The organism is Rhizobium sp. R635, assembly GCF_002211285.1.
Taxonomy (GTDB): Bacteria; Pseudomonadota; Alphaproteobacteria; order Rhizobiales; family Rhizobiaceae; genus Rhizobium.
Map to the genome: position 1 here is coordinate 33,093 of NZ_LOKX01000033.1, position 15,427 is coordinate 48,519.

Consider the following 15,427-nt stretch of genomic DNA (forward strand, 5'->3'; position numbering starts at 1 on the left):
GGCTTGCATTGCAGGGGGCCTCGGCTCCAAATGGCACAAGCGAATCACGACAAGCCGGCAAGGCCGGCAAGGGAAGGCTGACGGATTGAGCGGCATTGGACTGGACGGCAGGCAGACGAGAAGAAGATTTCCGGAGGCTGAAGGCTGATGGGCGCCTATGTTATTCGCCGCCTGCTTCTGATGATCCCGACCATCGTCGGCATCATGGCGATTTCCTTCATCGTCATTCAATTCGCGCCGGGTGGTCCCGTCGAGCAGGTGATCGCCCAATTGACCGGCCAGGCCGATGGCGCTGACCAGCGCCTGTCCGGCGGCGGCGACCTGCTGGGTGACGGAGGCGGGGATGAAGGCTCCAGATATCGTGGCGCCCAGGGCCTTGATCCGGAGCTGATCGCCAAGCTCGAAAAGCAGTTCGGCTTCGACAAGCCGCCACTGACGCGTTTCGGCGAGATGATGTGGAATTACATCCGCTTCGATTTCGGCGAGAGCTTCTTCCGCAATACCTCCGTGCTCGACCTCATCAAGGAAAAACTACCGGTCTCGATCTCGCTCGGCATCTGGATCCTGATCTTCTCCTACGCCATCTCCATTCCGCTCGGCATCCGCAAGGCGGTGAAGGACGGATCGACCTTCGACGTCTGGACATCAGGCGTCATCATCGTCGGTTACGCCGTCCCGAGCTTCCTCTTCGGCATTCTGCTGATCGTGCTGTTCGCCGGCGGCTCCTTTTACGACTGGTTTCCGCTGCGCGGCCTCGTCTCCGATAATTTCGACCAACTCGCCTGGTGGCAGAAGCCGCTCGATTATTTCTGGCATCTCACTTTGCCGCTGATCTCGCTTTCTCTCGCCGCCTTCGCGACGACGACGCTGCTGACCAAGAATTCCTTCATCGAGGAGATCAAGAAGCAATATGTCGTCACTGCGCGCGCCAAGGGCCTGAACGAGCGGCAGGTGCTCTACGGCCATGTCTTCCGCAACGCCATGCTGATCATCATCGCCGGTTTTCCCGGCGCGTTCATCTCCGCTTTCTTCACCGGCTCGCTGCTGATCGAGAACATCTTCTCGCTCGATGGCCTCGGCCGCCTCGGCTATCTCTCGGTCGTCAACCGGGATTACCCGATCGTCTTTGCGACCCTCTACATCTTCTCGCTGCTCGGCCTCGTCGTCAGCCTGGTCTCCGACCTGATCTACACCTGGATCGATCCGCGCATCGATTTCGAGCGGAGGGATGTCTGATGGACACCGCCGCAAATCCCGTCACCGCAACCCCCGTCAAGCCGCCGCGCAAGGGACTGCTGTCACCGACCAACATCCGCCGCTGGAAGAATTTCCGGGCGAACGGCCGTGGTTACTGGTCCTTGTGGCTGTTCCTGCTGCTCTTCGTGCTCAGCCTGTTTGCCGAGTTCCTCGCCAATGACCGGCCGATCATCGCCTCCTACAAGGGCGAGATCCTGTTTCCCGTGCTGATCGATTATCCCGAGGAAAAGTTCGGCGGCTTTCTCGCCGAAACCGACTACCGCTCCTCGGTGATATCGGATGAGATCAATGCCAATGGCTGGATGGTCTGGCCGCCGATCCGCTATTCCTACCGCTCGGTCAACTCCAACATCCCGCATTCGGCGCCGACCGCCCCCTTCTGGCTGATGACGAAGGAGGAGCGCTGCTCCGGTTATCCGCAAGGGGCGAACGATCCCGCCTGTACGCTCGGCAATCTCAACTGGCTCGGCACCGACGACCAGGCCCGCGACGTGCTGGCGCGCGTCATCTACGGCTTCCGCATATCGGTGCTCTTCGGCCTGGCGCTCACCATCTGCTCGGCGATCATCGGCGTCACGGCAGGCGCCGTGCAGGGCTATTTCGGCGGCTGGACCGATCTGCTGCTGCAGCGCTTCATCGAGATCTGGTCGTCGATGCCGGTGCTTTACATCCTGCTGATCATCGCCGCGATCCTGCCGCCGGGCTTCTTCGTGCTGCTCGGCATCATGCTGCTCTTTTCCTGGGTCGGCTTCGTCGGCGTCGTGCGCGCCGAGTTCCTGCGCGCCCGCAATTTCGAATATGTCCGGGCCGCCCGCGCGCTCGGCGTCAACAACCGTACCATCATGTGGCGCCACCTGCTGCCGAACGCCATGGTGGCGACATTGACCTTCCTGCCCTTCATCCTTTCGGGCTCGATCACCACGCTGACTTCACTCGATTTCCTCGGCTTCGGCATGCCGCCGGGCTCCCCCTCGCTCGGCGAGATGATCGCCCAGGGCAAGTCCAACCTGCAGGCGCCGTGGCTCGGGCTGACGGCCTTCTTCGCCATGTCGATCATGCTGTCCCTTTTGATCTTCATCGGCGAAGCGGTGCGCGACGCCTTCGATCCGAGGAAGACGTTTCAATGAGTGATATGACAGAACCGCTCCTTTCCGTCCGCGATCTCTCGGTTGCCTTTCATCAGGGCGGCGAAACCTCGCTTGCCGTCGATCGCATCTCCTTCGATATCGCCAAGGGCGAGGTCGTGGCGCTCGTCGGTGAATCCGGTTCCGGCAAGTCCGTTTCGGCGAACTCGATCCTGCGGCTTCTGCCCTATCCCTCCGCGAGCCATCCCTCCGGCGAAATCCTGTTCAAGGGCAAGGATCTTCTGAAGGCGTCGGAGCGGGCGTTGCGGGAAGTGCGCGGCAACGACGTCACCATGATCTTCCAGGAGCCGATGACTTCGCTCAATCCGCTCCATACGATCGAAAAGCAGATTGCCGAGATTCTCGCCCTGCACCAGGGCATCTCCGGCCAGGCAGCGCGTGAGCGCGTACTGGAATTGTTGAACCAGGTCGGCATCCGCGAGCCGGAGAAGCGGTTGAAAGCCTATCCGCACGAACTGTCAGGCGGCCAGCGCCAGCGTGTCATGATCGCCATGGCGCTCGCCAACCGCCCGGAACTGCTGATCGCCGACGAGCCGACCACGGCGCTCGACGTCACCGTGCAGGCGCAGATCCTCGAACTGCTGCGGCAGTTGAAGACGGCGCACGGCATGTCGCTGCTGTTCATCACCCATGATCTCGGCATCGTGCGCAAATTCGCCGATCGTGTCTGCGTCATGACCAAGGGGAAGATCGTCGAAACGGGCACCGTCACGGACGTCTTTGCCAACCCGAAGCACGAATATACCCGACACCTCCTCGCCTCCGAGCCGCGCGGCGAGCCGCCGCTTGCCGATCCCTCGAAACCGGTGGTGATGGAAGGCTCCGATATCCGCGTCTGGTTCCCGATCAAGGCGGGGCTGATGCGCCGCGTCGTCGATCACGTGAAGGCGGTGGACGGCATCGATCTTTCGCTGCGCGCCGGGCAGACGCTCGGCGTCGTCGGCGAATCCGGTTCCGGCAAGACCACGCTGGGTCTTGCGCTCACCCGGCTGATCTCCTCGCAAGGCAAGATCGCTTTTGTCGGCAAAGATATAGCAGGCTATTCGTTCAGCGAAATGCGGCCGTTGCGCAACCAACTGCAGATCGTCTTCCAGGACCCCTACGGTTCGCTCAGCCCGCGCATGTCGGTCGGCGATATCATCGCCGAAGGGCTGAAGGTGCACGAGCGATCCCTGACGGCAGAGGAGCGCGATCAGCGCGTCTGCTGGGCGCTGGAGGAAGTCGGCCTCGATCCGCTGACCCGCTGGCGTTATCCGCACGAATTTTCCGGCGGCCAGCGTCAGCGCATCGCCATTGCCCGCGCCATGGTGCTGAAACCGCGCTTCGTCATGCTCGACGAGCCGACCTCCGCGCTCGACATGAGCGTCCAGGCCCAGGTGGTCGATCTGCTGCGCGACCTGCAGAAGAAGCACGACCTCGCCTATCTCTTCATCAGCCATGACCTGAAGGTGGTGAAGGCGCTCGCCAACGACGTCATCGTCATGCGTTTCGGCAAGGTGGTCGAGCAGGGCCCGTCCTCTGAAATCTTCCGCGCGCCGAAGGACGATTACACCAAGGCGCTCATGGCCGCCGCGTTCAACATCGAGGCGGTGCCGACGCCCGCCGTGAAGCAGTAAAGAAGATCATGTCCGCACGTCCTCCCGTTCTCGTCGATATCAAGTTCAACCCCGAAGGCGTCGCCCGCATCCTGAAGACGGCCTTTGCCGATCGCGGCAGCATCAATCTTGCCGATCCCGCCAATCGCGGGCGTGATCTCGGCGAAATGGAATACGCGCTTCTCTGGAAGCCGGACGCCGATCTTTTCCAGCGGGCGCCGAACCTCAAGGTGATCTTTTCGGGCGGCGCCGGCGTCGACCACATCATCGGCATGGACGGTCTGCCCGAAATCCCGATCGTCCGCTTCGTCGATCGCAGCCTGACGACCCGCATGAGCGAATGGGTCGTCATGCAGTGCCTGATGCATCTGCGCGGGCAATACGCCCATGACATCCACCAGCGCCGGCGCAAATGGGGGAAATCGATCGCGCCTGAGGCGGCGGAAGTCACGGTCGGCGTCATGGGCCTCGGCATTCTCGGCCAGGATGCGGTCGCCAAGCTGAAGATGATGGGTTTCAACGTCATCGGCTGGTCGCGCACCCGCAAGGAGATCGACGGCGTCGAAACCTTCGACGCCGGCGAACTGGACGGCTTCCTCGCCAGAACAGATATCCTCGTCGGCCTTCTGCCGCTGACGCCGGAGACGACAGGCTTTTATGATAGTGGGCTATTTAAAAAGCTCCGCCGCGACGGCGCGCTGGGCCGGCCAGTCTTCATCAATGCCGGCCGCGGCAAGAGCCAGGTCGAGGCCGATATTGTCTCAGCCGTCCGCGACGGCACCCTCGGCGGCGCTTCCCTCGATGTCTTCGAGGTGGAGCCGCTTGCTTCGGACAGCCCGTTGTGGGAGCTGGAGAACGTCTTCATCACGCCGCACGATGCGGCCGTTTCCGAAGAGAACGCGCTGTTCCGTCATGTCGAGGCGCAGATTGCCCGTTTCGAGCGCGGCGAGCCGCTGCAATTCGTGGTCGACCGCGCCGTCGGCTACTGATCCTCCGGAACCTTCCAGACGGCCACCCGTTTCCTTTGCGGAATTCTTCGCGGCAGGAATTGTCGCCAGAACAGCGGAAGGAGACGATGATGGCGCATCAGACGGAAACACGCTGGGAAAAGTCCGATGGCAAGTTTCACAAGGAAGAACAGATCGCGCCGGTGAAGGCAAGGCAGGGGCGGATGGGTTATCGCATCCTGATGGTGCTGCTCGCCGCTTTGGTACTTGCTTTCGTGGTCTGGATTCCCGTCGAGATCTGGGGCAACCGCGAGGCGGAGGAAGTGGCGCCGCAACAGCCCGGTCAGCAACTCCAGTCGCAGCAGCCTGAGGCAGCGCCCGCGCCGAGCCTGCAGAACGGCAATGCGATTCCGACCGAGACGCAGAACACGACGCCAGCCGCTCCGAATGTCGCGCCGGCGCCTGCCCAACCTGCCGCGCCGGCTCAATGAGCGTTCGGCCGATGACCTCTCGCATCCCGCCGCCGTGCCGCGGCGGGATGCCTATTGTTTTGTCTGGACTTTCTCTGCCGATTTTTCGATAAGAAGGCGCACGAGCCGGTTTCGTGCGCCCGGCCGGAGCTTAAGCACCTCGGAACTTGGCAGCGCCTGACCGGAGTGGACAGGGGCAGGAATCTCATGGCCAAGACGGATATCGCAAGACGCGTCTACAATCACGCTTGGAAACTCGATCCGATCATCCGCAGCCTGATCGATACCGACTTCTACAAGCTCCTGATGCTGCAGATGATCTGGAAGCTCTATCCCGATGTGAACGCTTCCTTCACGCTGATCAACCGCACCAAGCGCGTGCGCCTGGCCGAGGAGATCGACGAAGGAGAGTTGCGCGAACAGCTCGATCATGCCCGCACGCTCAGGCTCTCCAAGAAGGAGATGATCTGGCTTGCGGGTAACAGCTTTTATGGCCGCGCGCAGATCTTCGAGCCGGAATTCCTGGCCTGGCTTTCCAACTTCCAGCTCCCGGAATACGAGCTGTCGAAGAAAGACGGGCAATATGTCCTGGATTTCCATGGGTCCTGGAAGGAAACTACCATGTGGGAAATCCCGGCGCTCGCCATCGTCAACGAGCTGCGTTCGCGCTCGGCGATGAAGGCGCTCGGCCCCTTCACTCTCGATGTGCTCTATGCCCGCGCCAAGGCGAAGATGTGGTCCAAGGTCGAGCGGCTGAAGGAGTTGCCGGGCTTGCGCATCTCCGATTTCGGCACCCGTCGCCGCCACAGCTTCCTCTGGCAGCGCTGGTGCGTCGAGGCGCTGAAGGAAGGCATCGGCCCGGCCTTCACCGGCACCAGCAACGTATTGCTGGCGATGGATTCCGATCTCGAGGCCGTCGGCACCAATGCCCACGAGCTGCCGATGGTGGCGGCCGCGCTGGCGGAAACCGACGAGCAACTGCGTAATGCGCCCTACAAGATCCTGCGCGACTGGAACAAACTCTATGGCGGCAATCTTCTGATCGTCCTGCCGGATGCCTTCGGCACCGCCGCCTTCCTGCGCGACGCGCCGGAATGGGTGGCCGACTGGACCGGCTTCCGCCCGGACAGCGCGCCGCCGATCGAAGGCGGCGAGAAGATCATCGACTGGTGGAAGAAGATGGGCCGCGATCCGCGCCAGAAGCTCTTGATCTTTTCCGATGGCCTCGATGTCGACGCCATCATCGACACCTACCGGCATTTCGAAGGCCGCGTTCGCATGAGCTTCGGCTGGGGCACGAACCTGACGAATGATTTTGCCGGCTGCGCGCCGACCGAAATATCGGGCCTCAATCCGATTTCCGTCGTCTGCAAGGTCAGCGACGCCAACGGCCGCCCGGCGGTAAAACTCTCCGACAACCCGCAGAAGGCGACCGGTGAGCCGGCCGAAGTCGAACGCTACCTGAAATTCTTCGGCGCCGAAGATAGGGTCGATCAGACCGTCCTGGTATAGGCTCGAGGTGAGGTGCGGCCATCCCGGGGTACGTCGATATGCCCTGCCATGGCATCCTCGATCGACCAGCCGAAGCGCCAGGCGTCGAACATCGAATACCATTCCTGGAAGTCGGTTATCGGCAGCACATCCGGTTTCGACATCGGATTGTCGGCCAGGCTGCGGCCACGAGCACGGTCGCGCACGCCGCGCTCCTGCATCTCAAGCAGATTCTCGAACATCATGACCCCGGCCTCCCGTTCCATGGGTTTATGCAATCATGCTAATGAAGCATTGTCGAGTCCGGATGTGAGCAATCCGGTTTTTCACAGGATTAGCCCCAATTCGCTATTTCGAGACGATTGCGGCTCCGCCTGGGATCGATTTGACGAAACGGATTGAGCGTGACGGGGAGGCCCGGCTTCCTGGCTGGGGTTCGCCCCCGAGCCTCCCGGCTGGCCGAATCTTCTGAAGGCCGGCAGCGCCGGCAAAGTGCCGCTTTCCGGCCGTGTCGATCCAATTGTGATGGCCGCGATAGTTAACCAACGGTCAATATCCACCGGCTTCGTCTCAATCCGACGCAATTCACAGCGCGGCTGGCGGCTATCCCCTGGCTCAGGCCGCCAGTCTGCGAAACCGCGTCCTGATCCGGTCGAGATAATAATGGCCCGGGGACGGCGCCGCCGTCATCGCATGGGCTTCCGAGGAGGGAACGCCCTCGAACAGACGCTCCTCGCCGTTCTTGAAACAAATCCTGAGCCGCCCGTCGCCCTGGCTGAAATAGACGGATTTGATGATCTTCGACTTCACCGAAAGTTCTTCCACCTGTTTTACCTCTGTTTTTTTGTTTGACAGAACCTAAACCCAAACGTGCAAAGACGCGGTGAAGCGGCATGGTAAAAATTCAGGAATTTTCGATGTGTTATGGTGTCGACATGATCTCTGCCTTGTTCACCACGCTCCGATGCTCTCGCTTCGCCTTCGGATAGCGTGTGCGGAAATTGACAAACCTTGCCAAATTCTGCCATGCTGGCAGCCCGGAGGTCGATATGGCGACTATGAACGTGTCATTACCCGATCCCATGAAAGACTGGGTAGAAGCGCAAACCCGGACAGGCCGCTACGCCAATGCAAGCGATTATGTCCGTGACCTGATCCGCAGGGATCAAGAGCGGAACGACAAGATCGCCGCTATGCAACGCTTTGTCGATGAAGGCTTGAAGAGCGGCGTCGGGTCGCGGTCGAAAGACGATCTGTTTGAGGCGGCGCGTGCGCGCGTGGAAACTTCTCGCGGCAAGTGACGATGGGCTTTCGCCTTACGGAAGAAGACTTGGTCGGCATTGCCGAAACAGGCATGCGTCTGTTTGGCTCAGTGCAGGCACGGCGCTATCACAACGAACTTTATGCCATTTTCGATCTGATTGCCGCCAACCCCGTATGGCGGCATTCATCCGTTCAAGGCCCATCTCGTCGTCTATATGATCGAAGACGACGGGGGCATCCTGATTGTTCGTATTCGCCATGGGCACGAGGATTGGGCCGGCGAGTCCTAAGCTTCACGGGGAGAAGGAAATTTTGCACGAAATGGCGGACAGGGTGGGATTCGAACCCACGGTACGCTTTCACGTACACACGCGTTCCAGGCGTGCGCCTTAAACCACTCGGCCACCTGTCCTTTTTTGGCGTTCGCGCCCGGAGAGGAGCAAATCGTCGGAACGGCGCGATATATACCGATGAATTTTTCCTGATCAACCCAAATCTAACAGTTTTTTGACTTCTTCAGATAAAACTCCGCTCGGCCCATCCCATTGTGCTTCACCTCATCGACGACTATGTAATTCTCAAGGTGGAGAATGGCGCGGGTTTGCCGGAATTGTCCGGCATGTCGAAGCGTCGGAGGGATTGATGCGTTTCCTGTTGCGTCTGGCGAGTCTTGTCGCGCTTGCGGCAGCCGTTATTGCCGGGACCATTGATTCGATACAGTCGGTTGCCGCTTCCGCCGTGGTGATGACGCCGATCTCCGATGCCTGGCAGGATGTGAGCCCGGCGACGCTGACCTCGCTGCAATCCTCTCTTTCCTACTACGTCCACCCGCGTTTCTATGCTTTCATCTTCCAATGGCTGATGCTGCAGCCGGCCTTTGCCGTTTTCCTGGTGATCGCGCTGCTTCTCTGGATGGTCGGCTATAAGAAGCCGCAGGTCTCCGGTCGCTTCATCGCATAGAAGGGCGTTTTGCCGGGACGATCCGATGAAAAAATCGGAGCATCGTCAGCGCCTTTCCAGCCTCGACATCGACCGCCGGATTGGCTAGAAAATCTGCATTCCGCCGGACAAGATGTCCAAAAATCGGTCTCGAAGAACCGATTTTCGGCAATCGCCGCAAATCTTTACCAACCGAAAAATTTCTGGTGAATTTTTCCGTGAGCCATGCAAGGATGCGCGCAGCCAGGCCTCCGGGGGGAGGTCGGTGGTTCCGCAGACATGTCCGAAAAGGGCTTGCGGGAGGACCCCTAACAAATAGCAACAACAGGGCTGCACAATGAAAAAATCCCTTCTCACCCTCCTTGCCGTGGCTGCCATGTCGACGACGGCGCTTGCCGCCGATGTCAAGCCGGCGCTGGTTTACGGCACCGGCGGGAAGTTCGATAAGTCTTTCAACGAAGCGGCCTATAACGGCGCCGAGAAGTTCAAGGCCGAGACGGGCATCGCCTATCGTGACTTCGAGCCGACCGGCGACACCCAGGGCGAACAGGCCATCCGCAACTTCGCAAGCCGCGGTTTCAATCCTGTGGTTGCCGTTTCCTTCGCCTGGACCTCGGCGATCGAGAAGGTCGCGGCCGAATTCCCTGACACCAAGTTCATCATCGTCGACTCCGTCGTCGACAAGCCGAACGTCCGCTCCGTCGTCTACAAGGAAGAAGAAGGCTCCTATCTCGTCGGCATTCTCGCCGGCATGGCCTCCAAGACCGGCAAGGTCGGCTTCGTCGGCGGCATGGACATTCCGCTGATCCGCAAGTTCGAATGCGGTTATGAGCAGGGCGCGCGCGCCGCCAAGGCCGATATCGAAGTGTTCCAGAACATGACCGGTACCACGGGTGCCGCCTGGAACGACCCGGTTCGCGGCGGTGAACTCACCAAGAACCAGATCGACCAGGGCGCCGACGTGATTTACGCGGCAGCCGGCGCTACCGGCCTCGGCGTTCTGCAGACTGCCGCCGACAACAAGAAGCTTTCGATCGGCGTCGATTCCAACCAGAACCACCTGCACCCGGGCTCGGTCCTGACCTCGATGGTCAAGCGCGTCGATCTCGCCGTCTACAACGCCTATACCGACACCAAGAACGACAAGTTCACCGGTGGCGTCCAGGCGCTCGGCGTCAAGGAAGACGGCGTCGGCGCCGCGATCGACGACAACAACAAGTCGCTGATCACGCCGGAAATGCAGGCTGCCGTCGACAAGGCCAAGGCCGACATCATTGCGGGAACCGTCAAGGTTCACGATTATACCTCGGACAACGCGTGCCCGAAGTGATCCGCGCCCTGATGTAATCGACGATTGAGATCGGGCGTATGGCGGAGGGGATTTTCGCCATACGCCCTTTTCTTATTTGGAGCCTGCAGTGACAGATAAGCCCGCTATCGAGCTTGTCGGCATCGATAAGAAATTCGGTGCCGTCCACGCCAACAAGGACATCAACCTCACCGTTGCCAAGGGGACGATCCACGGCATCATCGGTGAAAACGGCGCCGGCAAATCGACGCTGATGTCGATCATTTACGGTTTTTACCACGCCGACAGCGGTGAAATCCGCGTCAACGGCAATCCGGTCGCCATCCGCGACAGCCAGGCGGCGATCGCCGCCGGCATCGGCATGGTGCACCAGCATTTCATGCTGGTCGATAATTTCACGGTGCTCGAGAACATCATGCTCGGCGCCGAAGGCGGTATGCTGCTTGCCCGAGGCGTCGCATCGGCCCGCGCCGAGCTCAAGCGGCTCGAGACCGAATACGGCCTGGAGGTCGATCCCGATGCGCTCATCGAAGAGCTTCCGGTCGGCCTGCAGCAGCGCGTCGAAATCCTGAAAGCCATGTATCGCGGCGCCGAGATCCTGATCCTCGACGAGCCCACGGGCGTGCTGACGCCGGCTGAAGCCGATCACCTTTTCCGCATCCTCAAGGTGCTGCGCGACCAGGGCAAGACGATCATTCTCATCACCCACAAGCTGCGCGAGATCATGGCGATCACCGATACGGTGTCGGTCATGCGCCGCGGCGAGATGGTCGCGACCCGCAAGACGGCGGAAACGACGGTGGAAGAGCTTGCCGAGCTGATGGTCGGCCGCCGCGTGCTGCTGCGCGTTCAGAAAGGTGAGGCGAACCCGGGGGCTGCGGTGCTTACGGTCCGCAACCTCACGGTCAAGGACAATCGCGGCGTCACCATGGTCGATAACGTCTCCTTCGACGTGCGCGCCGGTGAGATCGTCGGCATCGCCGGTGTCGCCGGCAATGGCCAGTCCGAATTGCTGGAAGCGATCGCCGGCATCCGCAAGCCCACCTCCGGCGAGATCCTTCTCGACGGCCAGACAATCGACAAGGCCGATCCCGCCCGCCTGCGCGAACTCGGCCTTGCTCATATCCCCGAGGACCGCCACCACATGGGACTGGTGCTGAAGTTCGAGGAATACGAAAATTCCGTCCTCGGCTATCACCGCCGCCCGGGCTACAGCAAAGGCCCGCTGCTCGATCTCGAAGCCATCCGCAAGGATGCGATGGAGAAGATCGAAAAATACGACATCCGCCCGCCGAACCCGCGGCTGAAGACGGCGAATTTCTCCGGCGGCAATCAGCAGAAGATCGTCGTCGCCCGCGAAATCGAACGCGATCCGAAGATGCTGATCATCGGCCAGCCGACACGCGGCGTCGATATCGGCGCCATCGAATTCATTCACCGCCGGATCATCGAGATGCGCGACGCGGGCAAGGCGATCCTGCTCGTCTCCGTCGAACTCGATGAGATCCGCGCCCTTTCAGACCGTATCCTTGTCATGTTCGCCGGCCATGTCGTCGGCGAGAAGACGCCCGATGCCGGTGAACAGACCCTCGGCCTGATGATGGCCGGCATTGCCGCGTGAGGCCTTTATGAGCACTGCTTCCGTTCCGTTGCCCAATTGGATCAGTTACGGCCTGATCCCGCTGTTGAACCTCCTCGTCGCTTTCCTGATATCGGGCTTCGTCGTCTGGCTGATCGGCGAGAGCCCGCTTGCCGCTCTTTCGCTGCTGATCGAAGGCGCCTTCGGCAGCGGCGAAGGCATTGGCTTCACGCTCTATTATGCGACGAGTTTCATCTTCACCGGCCTTTCCGTGGCGGTCGCCATCCATGCCGGCCTCTTTAACATCGGCTCCGAAGGGCAGGCCTACATCGGTGGTCTCGGCTGTGCACTCGTAGCGCTGGCGCTCGACAAATACGTGCCCTGGTATGTGACGATGCCGATCGCGGTCATCGGGGCCGGTATCTTTGGTGCTGCCTGGGCTTTCATTCCCGCGTTCCTTCAGGCCAAGCGCGGCAGCCATATCGTCATCACGACGATCATGTTCAACTACATCGCCGCAGCCCTCATGGTGTACTTGCTGGTCCACGTGCTGATCGTGCCGGGCAAGATGGCGCCGGAAACCCGCACCTTCCTCGAGGGCGGGCAGTTGCCGAAGCTTGGCTGGGTCATGAGCATCTTCGGCAGTAAGCTGGGTGCCGCACCCTTCAACGTCTCCTTCATCATCGCCCTTTTTGCCGCCTGGTTTGTCTGGATCCTCATCTGGCGCACCAAGCTTGGCTTCGAGATGCGAACGCTGGGCGTGAGTTCGACGGCTGCCGCCTATGCCGGCATTCCCTATGCGCGCATCGTCATCATCGCCATGCTGCTTTCCGGCGCGCTCGCCGGCATGATGGCGCTCAATCCGGTCATGGGTTCTTCCGCCCGTCTGCAGGTGGAGTTCGTCGGCGGCGCCGGCTTCGTCGGCATCGCGGTATCCCTCATGGGCCGCAATCATCCGCTGGGTATCATCTTCGCCGCGATCCTCTTCGGCGTCCTTTATCAGGGCGGCGACTGGATCTCCTTCGAAATGCCGAACATCACCCGCGAGATGATCCTCGTCATCCAGGGTCTGGTCATCCTGTTCGCCGGCGCGCTCGAATACATGTTCCGGCCAGCGATGGTCCGCGCCTATCAACAGTTCAAGCGAGCCTGAGGAGCGGACGATGGATTATTATGACATCTTCATCAGCGTTCTGAGCTCGACGATCCGGCTGTCGATCCCGCTGATCTTCACCGCGCTCGCCGGCCTGTTTTCGGAACGCGCCGGCATCTTCGATATCGGTCTCGAAGGAAAGATGCTGGGCTCGGCCTTCGCCGCCGCCTGTATCGCCTATCTCACCGGTTCGGCCTGGCTGGGCCTCGGCGCCGGCATCGTCTGCTCGGTGGCGCTCAGCCTGGTGCACGGTTTTGCCTCGATCACCAATCGCGGCAACCAGATCGTCTCAGGTGTGGCCATCAACTTCTTCATTGCCGGTATCACCATCGTGCTCGGCCAGGCCTGGTTCGGCCAGGGCGGCCGCACGCCGCAGCTGTCGGCGGATGCGCGCTTTGCGCCGATCATCCTGCCGGGTGCCGATGCCGCCCGCGATATCCCGATCCTCGGGCCGCTCTACGCCAACGTCATTTCAGGCAACAATATCCTCACCTATCTCGCTTTCCTCGCCGTGCCCTTCTCCTGGTGGGTGCTTTACCGCACGCGCTTCGGCTTGCGGATGCGCGCGGTTGGCGAAAATCCGGGCGCGGTCGATACGGCAGGCATTTCGGTCGCCTGGCTGCGCTATCGCGCCGTCATGTGTGCCGGCATTCTCTGCGGCTTTTCCGGCACTTACCTCGCGATCGCCCAATCCGCCGCCTTCATAAAGGACATGTCGGCCGGCAAGGGCTATATCGCGCTTGCCGCCCTCGTCTTCGCCAAGTGGAAGCCGGTGCCGGTGATGTTTGCCTGCCTGCTTTTCGGCTTCCTCGATGCGCTGGCGAACTTCATGCAGGGCAAGCAGGTGCCGCTGGTCGGTGAAGTGCCGGTCCAGGTCTTCCAGGCGCTGCCCTATATCCTGACCTGCGTCCTGCTTGCCGGATTCATCGGTGTCGCAATCCCGCCGAAGGCCGGCGGCGTACCTTATACGAAGGAGCGTTGATCATGTCTCACGACCTGTTCGAAGCCGCCCGCGGCGCCATGGCCTTTGCCCATGCGCCCTATTCGAAATTCCCGGTCGGCGCGGCGATCCGCGCCGAAGATGGCAAGGTTTATACCGGCGCCAACATCGAGAACCTCTCCTTTCCGCAAGGCTGGTGCGCCGAACCGACAGCGATCGGCGCCATGATCATGGGCGGGGCGAAGAAGATCGTGGAAATGGCCGTCATCGCGGAGAAGCTGCCGCTCTGCCCGCCCTGCGGCGGCTGCCGGCAAAAGATCTCCGAATTCGCCTCCAAGGACACCAAGATCTATCTCTGTGACGAAGCCGGCGTGAAGAAGACGATGACGATGGAAGAGCTTCTTCCCTTCAGCTTCGAGACGGAACTCGGATGAAGGCGACGGTCAGCCTGCTCGCCGCATTGCTTGGTGGCATCAAGCCGCGCCACGGTATCGTGCTCGGCTCCGGCCTCGGCTCGCTCGTCGGGGAGCTGGAGGGCGCCGTCCACGTCCCCTACAAGGATCTGCCGGGCTTTCCCGTCAGCGCCGTCTCTGGCCATGCCGGTGAAGTCGTCGCCGGCCGGCTTGGCGGCGTGCCTGTCATCATGCTCTCCGGCCGCGTTCACTATTACGAAAAGGGCGATGCCGGCGCCATGCGCCTGCCGATAGAGGTGCTGAAGGCGCTCGGTGTCGAGGTGCTGATCCTGACCAATTCGGCCGGGTCGCTGCGTGACGACATGCCGCCCGGTTCGGTGATGCAGATTACCGACCACATCAACTATTCCGGCATGAACCCGCTGATCGGCGAGGAAAGCGACCGCCGTTTCGTCGGCATGACCAATGCCTATGATGCCGGCCTTGCAGCGGCGATGCAGAAGGCTGCGGCAAAGCTCGAGATCGAGCTGGCGCAGGGTGTCTACATGTGGCTCTCCGGCCCGAGCTTCGAAACGCCGGCCGAAATCCGCATGGCGCGCATTCTCGGCGCCGATGCCGTCGGCATGTCGACGGTGCCCGAGGTCATCATTGCAAGAATGCTGGGTCTGAGGGTTGCAGCCGCTTCCGTTATCACCAACTATGGGGCAGGCATGACCGGCAATGAGCTCAGCCATGAGGAAACCAAGGACATGGCGCCCATCGGCGGCGCCCGTCTTGCCGCCATATTGAAAGACATGATTGCGGCTGGAGCAATTCCAGGAAAAGTGCGAAGCGGTTTTCCGTCCGGAATTGCGTAAAAACAAAAAGTTAGAGCGGTTCTGCGTTTCCGTGAAAACCTGAACCGCTCTAGAACAGGATGATTTTAG

16 protein-coding genes, 1 tRNA gene and 1 pseudogene are annotated in these 15,427 nt (G+C 61.0%); 15 read left to right on the forward strand and 3 right to left on the reverse strand.

Translation table 11 applies throughout. The annotated features are described in order from the left end of the window. Window positions 1-147 precede the first annotated feature (147 nt). The 6 genes from ATY78_RS21445 (at window position 148) to pncB (ending at window position 6,926) form a co-directional block, all read left to right on the forward strand. On the forward strand, window positions 148-1,236 hold the full coding sequence (locus ATY78_RS21445) for a microcin C ABC transporter permease YejB (protein ID WP_088684327.1): 1,089 nt from the start codon (window positions 148-150) through the stop codon (window positions 1,234-1,236). Beyond that, window positions 1,236-2,384 carry an ABC transporter permease gene (locus ATY78_RS21450; RefSeq protein WP_088684328.1) on the forward strand — a complete coding sequence of 383 codons (1,149 nt, stop codon included), beginning with the start codon at window positions 1,236-1,238 and terminating at the stop codon, window positions 2,382-2,384. Before ATY78_RS21445 ends, ATY78_RS21450 begins: the two co-directional genes overlap by 1 nt. Continuing rightward, a complete protein-coding gene (locus ATY78_RS21455) occupies window positions 2,381-4,018 on the forward strand; it encodes an ABC transporter ATP-binding protein (protein WP_088684329.1) in 1,638 nt (545 codons plus the stop codon). The genes ATY78_RS21450 and ATY78_RS21455 overlap by 4 nt, the downstream gene beginning before the upstream one ends. A gap of 8 nt (window positions 4,019-4,026) precedes the next feature. Further along, window positions 4,027-4,986, forward strand: a complete 960-nt coding sequence (locus ATY78_RS21460) for a glyoxylate/hydroxypyruvate reductase A (protein WP_088684330.1) — start codon at window positions 4,027-4,029, stop codon at window positions 4,984-4,986. Between the two features lie 86 nt (window positions 4,987-5,072). Beyond that, complete coding sequence (locus ATY78_RS21465) at window positions 5,073-5,435, forward strand: hypothetical protein (RefSeq protein ID WP_190237505.1); 363 nt, start codon at window positions 5,073-5,075, stop codon at window positions 5,433-5,435. Between the two features lie 186 nt (window positions 5,436-5,621). Beyond that, window positions 5,622-6,926 (forward strand): nicotinate phosphoribosyltransferase, encoded by a 1,305-nt coding sequence (pncB, locus tag ATY78_RS21470; protein ID WP_088684331.1) that lies wholly within the window; start codon window positions 5,622-5,624, stop codon window positions 6,924-6,926. Here the strand turns inward: pncB and ATY78_RS21475 are convergent. Together ATY78_RS21475 and ATY78_RS21480 are read right to left on the reverse strand one after the other, a co-directional pair. Then, the gene (locus ATY78_RS21475) at window positions 6,908-7,147 is read right to left on the reverse strand and encodes a CrpP-related protein (protein WP_088684598.1); all 240 of its coding nucleotides are present in this window, start codon (window positions 7,145-7,147) and stop codon (window positions 6,908-6,910) included. The genes pncB and ATY78_RS21475 overlap by 19 nt on opposite strands. A 373-nt stretch (window positions 7,148-7,520) precedes the next feature. Further along, window positions 7,521-7,730, reverse strand: a complete 210-nt coding sequence (locus ATY78_RS21480; protein ID WP_088684332.1) for a KTSC domain-containing protein — start codon at window positions 7,728-7,730, stop codon at window positions 7,521-7,523. Between the two features lie 224 nt (window positions 7,731-7,954). Here ATY78_RS21480 and ATY78_RS21485 point away from each other — a divergent pair, with 224 nt between their 5' ends. After that, window positions 7,955-8,206 carry a type II toxin-antitoxin system ParD family antitoxin gene (locus tag ATY78_RS21485; protein WP_088684333.1) on the forward strand — a complete coding sequence of 84 codons (252 nt, stop codon included), beginning with the start codon at window positions 7,955-7,957 and terminating at the stop codon, window positions 8,204-8,206. A 2-nt stretch (window positions 8,207-8,208) separates the two neighbouring features. Beyond that, a pseudogene (locus ATY78_RS21490) lies at window positions 8,209-8,458 on the forward strand (type II toxin-antitoxin system RelE/ParE family toxin). Window positions 8,459-8,490: 32 nt separating this feature from the next. Here ATY78_RS21490 and ATY78_RS21495 read toward each other — a convergent pair. Next, window positions 8,491-8,580 (reverse strand) — tRNA-Ser (locus ATY78_RS21495). Window positions 8,581-8,810: 230 nt separating this feature from the next. Here ATY78_RS21495 and ATY78_RS21500 point away from each other — a divergent pair. The 7 genes from ATY78_RS21500 to ATY78_RS21530 all read left to right on the forward strand — a co-directional run bounded on the left by ATY78_RS21500 (window position 8,811) and on the right by ATY78_RS21530 (window position 15,358). Next, window positions 8,811-9,128 (forward strand): hypothetical protein, encoded by a 318-nt coding sequence (locus ATY78_RS21500; protein ID WP_088684334.1) that lies wholly within the window; start codon window positions 8,811-8,813, stop codon window positions 9,126-9,128. A gap of 316 nt (window positions 9,129-9,444) precedes the next feature. Then, window positions 9,445-10,437 (forward strand): BMP family ABC transporter substrate-binding protein, encoded by a 993-nt coding sequence (locus ATY78_RS21505; protein ID WP_004673552.1) that lies wholly within the window; start codon window positions 9,445-9,447, stop codon window positions 10,435-10,437. Between the two features lie 88 nt (window positions 10,438-10,525). Beyond that, complete coding sequence (locus tag ATY78_RS21510; protein ID WP_088684335.1) at window positions 10,526-12,037, forward strand: ABC transporter ATP-binding protein; 1,512 nt, start codon at window positions 10,526-10,528, stop codon at window positions 12,035-12,037. Between the two features lie 7 nt (window positions 12,038-12,044). Next, window positions 12,045-13,148: an ABC transporter permease gene (locus ATY78_RS21515; RefSeq protein WP_088684336.1), complete on the forward strand. Its 1,104-nt coding sequence runs from the start codon at window positions 12,045-12,047 to the stop codon at window positions 13,146-13,148. Between the two features lie 10 nt (window positions 13,149-13,158). Beyond that, window positions 13,159-14,130, forward strand: coding sequence for an ABC transporter permease (locus ATY78_RS21520; protein ID WP_088684337.1), 972 nt, complete (start codon window positions 13,159-13,161; stop codon window positions 14,128-14,130). Between the two features lie 2 nt (window positions 14,131-14,132). After that, entirely contained in the window at window positions 14,133-14,522 is a 390-nt protein-coding gene (locus ATY78_RS21525; RefSeq protein ID WP_007827313.1) for a cytidine deaminase, read from the forward strand. After that, window positions 14,519-15,358, forward strand: coding sequence for a purine-nucleoside phosphorylase (locus ATY78_RS21530; protein ID WP_088684338.1), 840 nt, complete (start codon window positions 14,519-14,521; stop codon window positions 15,356-15,358). The genes ATY78_RS21525 and ATY78_RS21530 overlap by 4 nt, the downstream gene beginning before the upstream one ends. The last annotated feature ends 69 nt before the right edge of the window (window positions 15,359-15,427 follow it).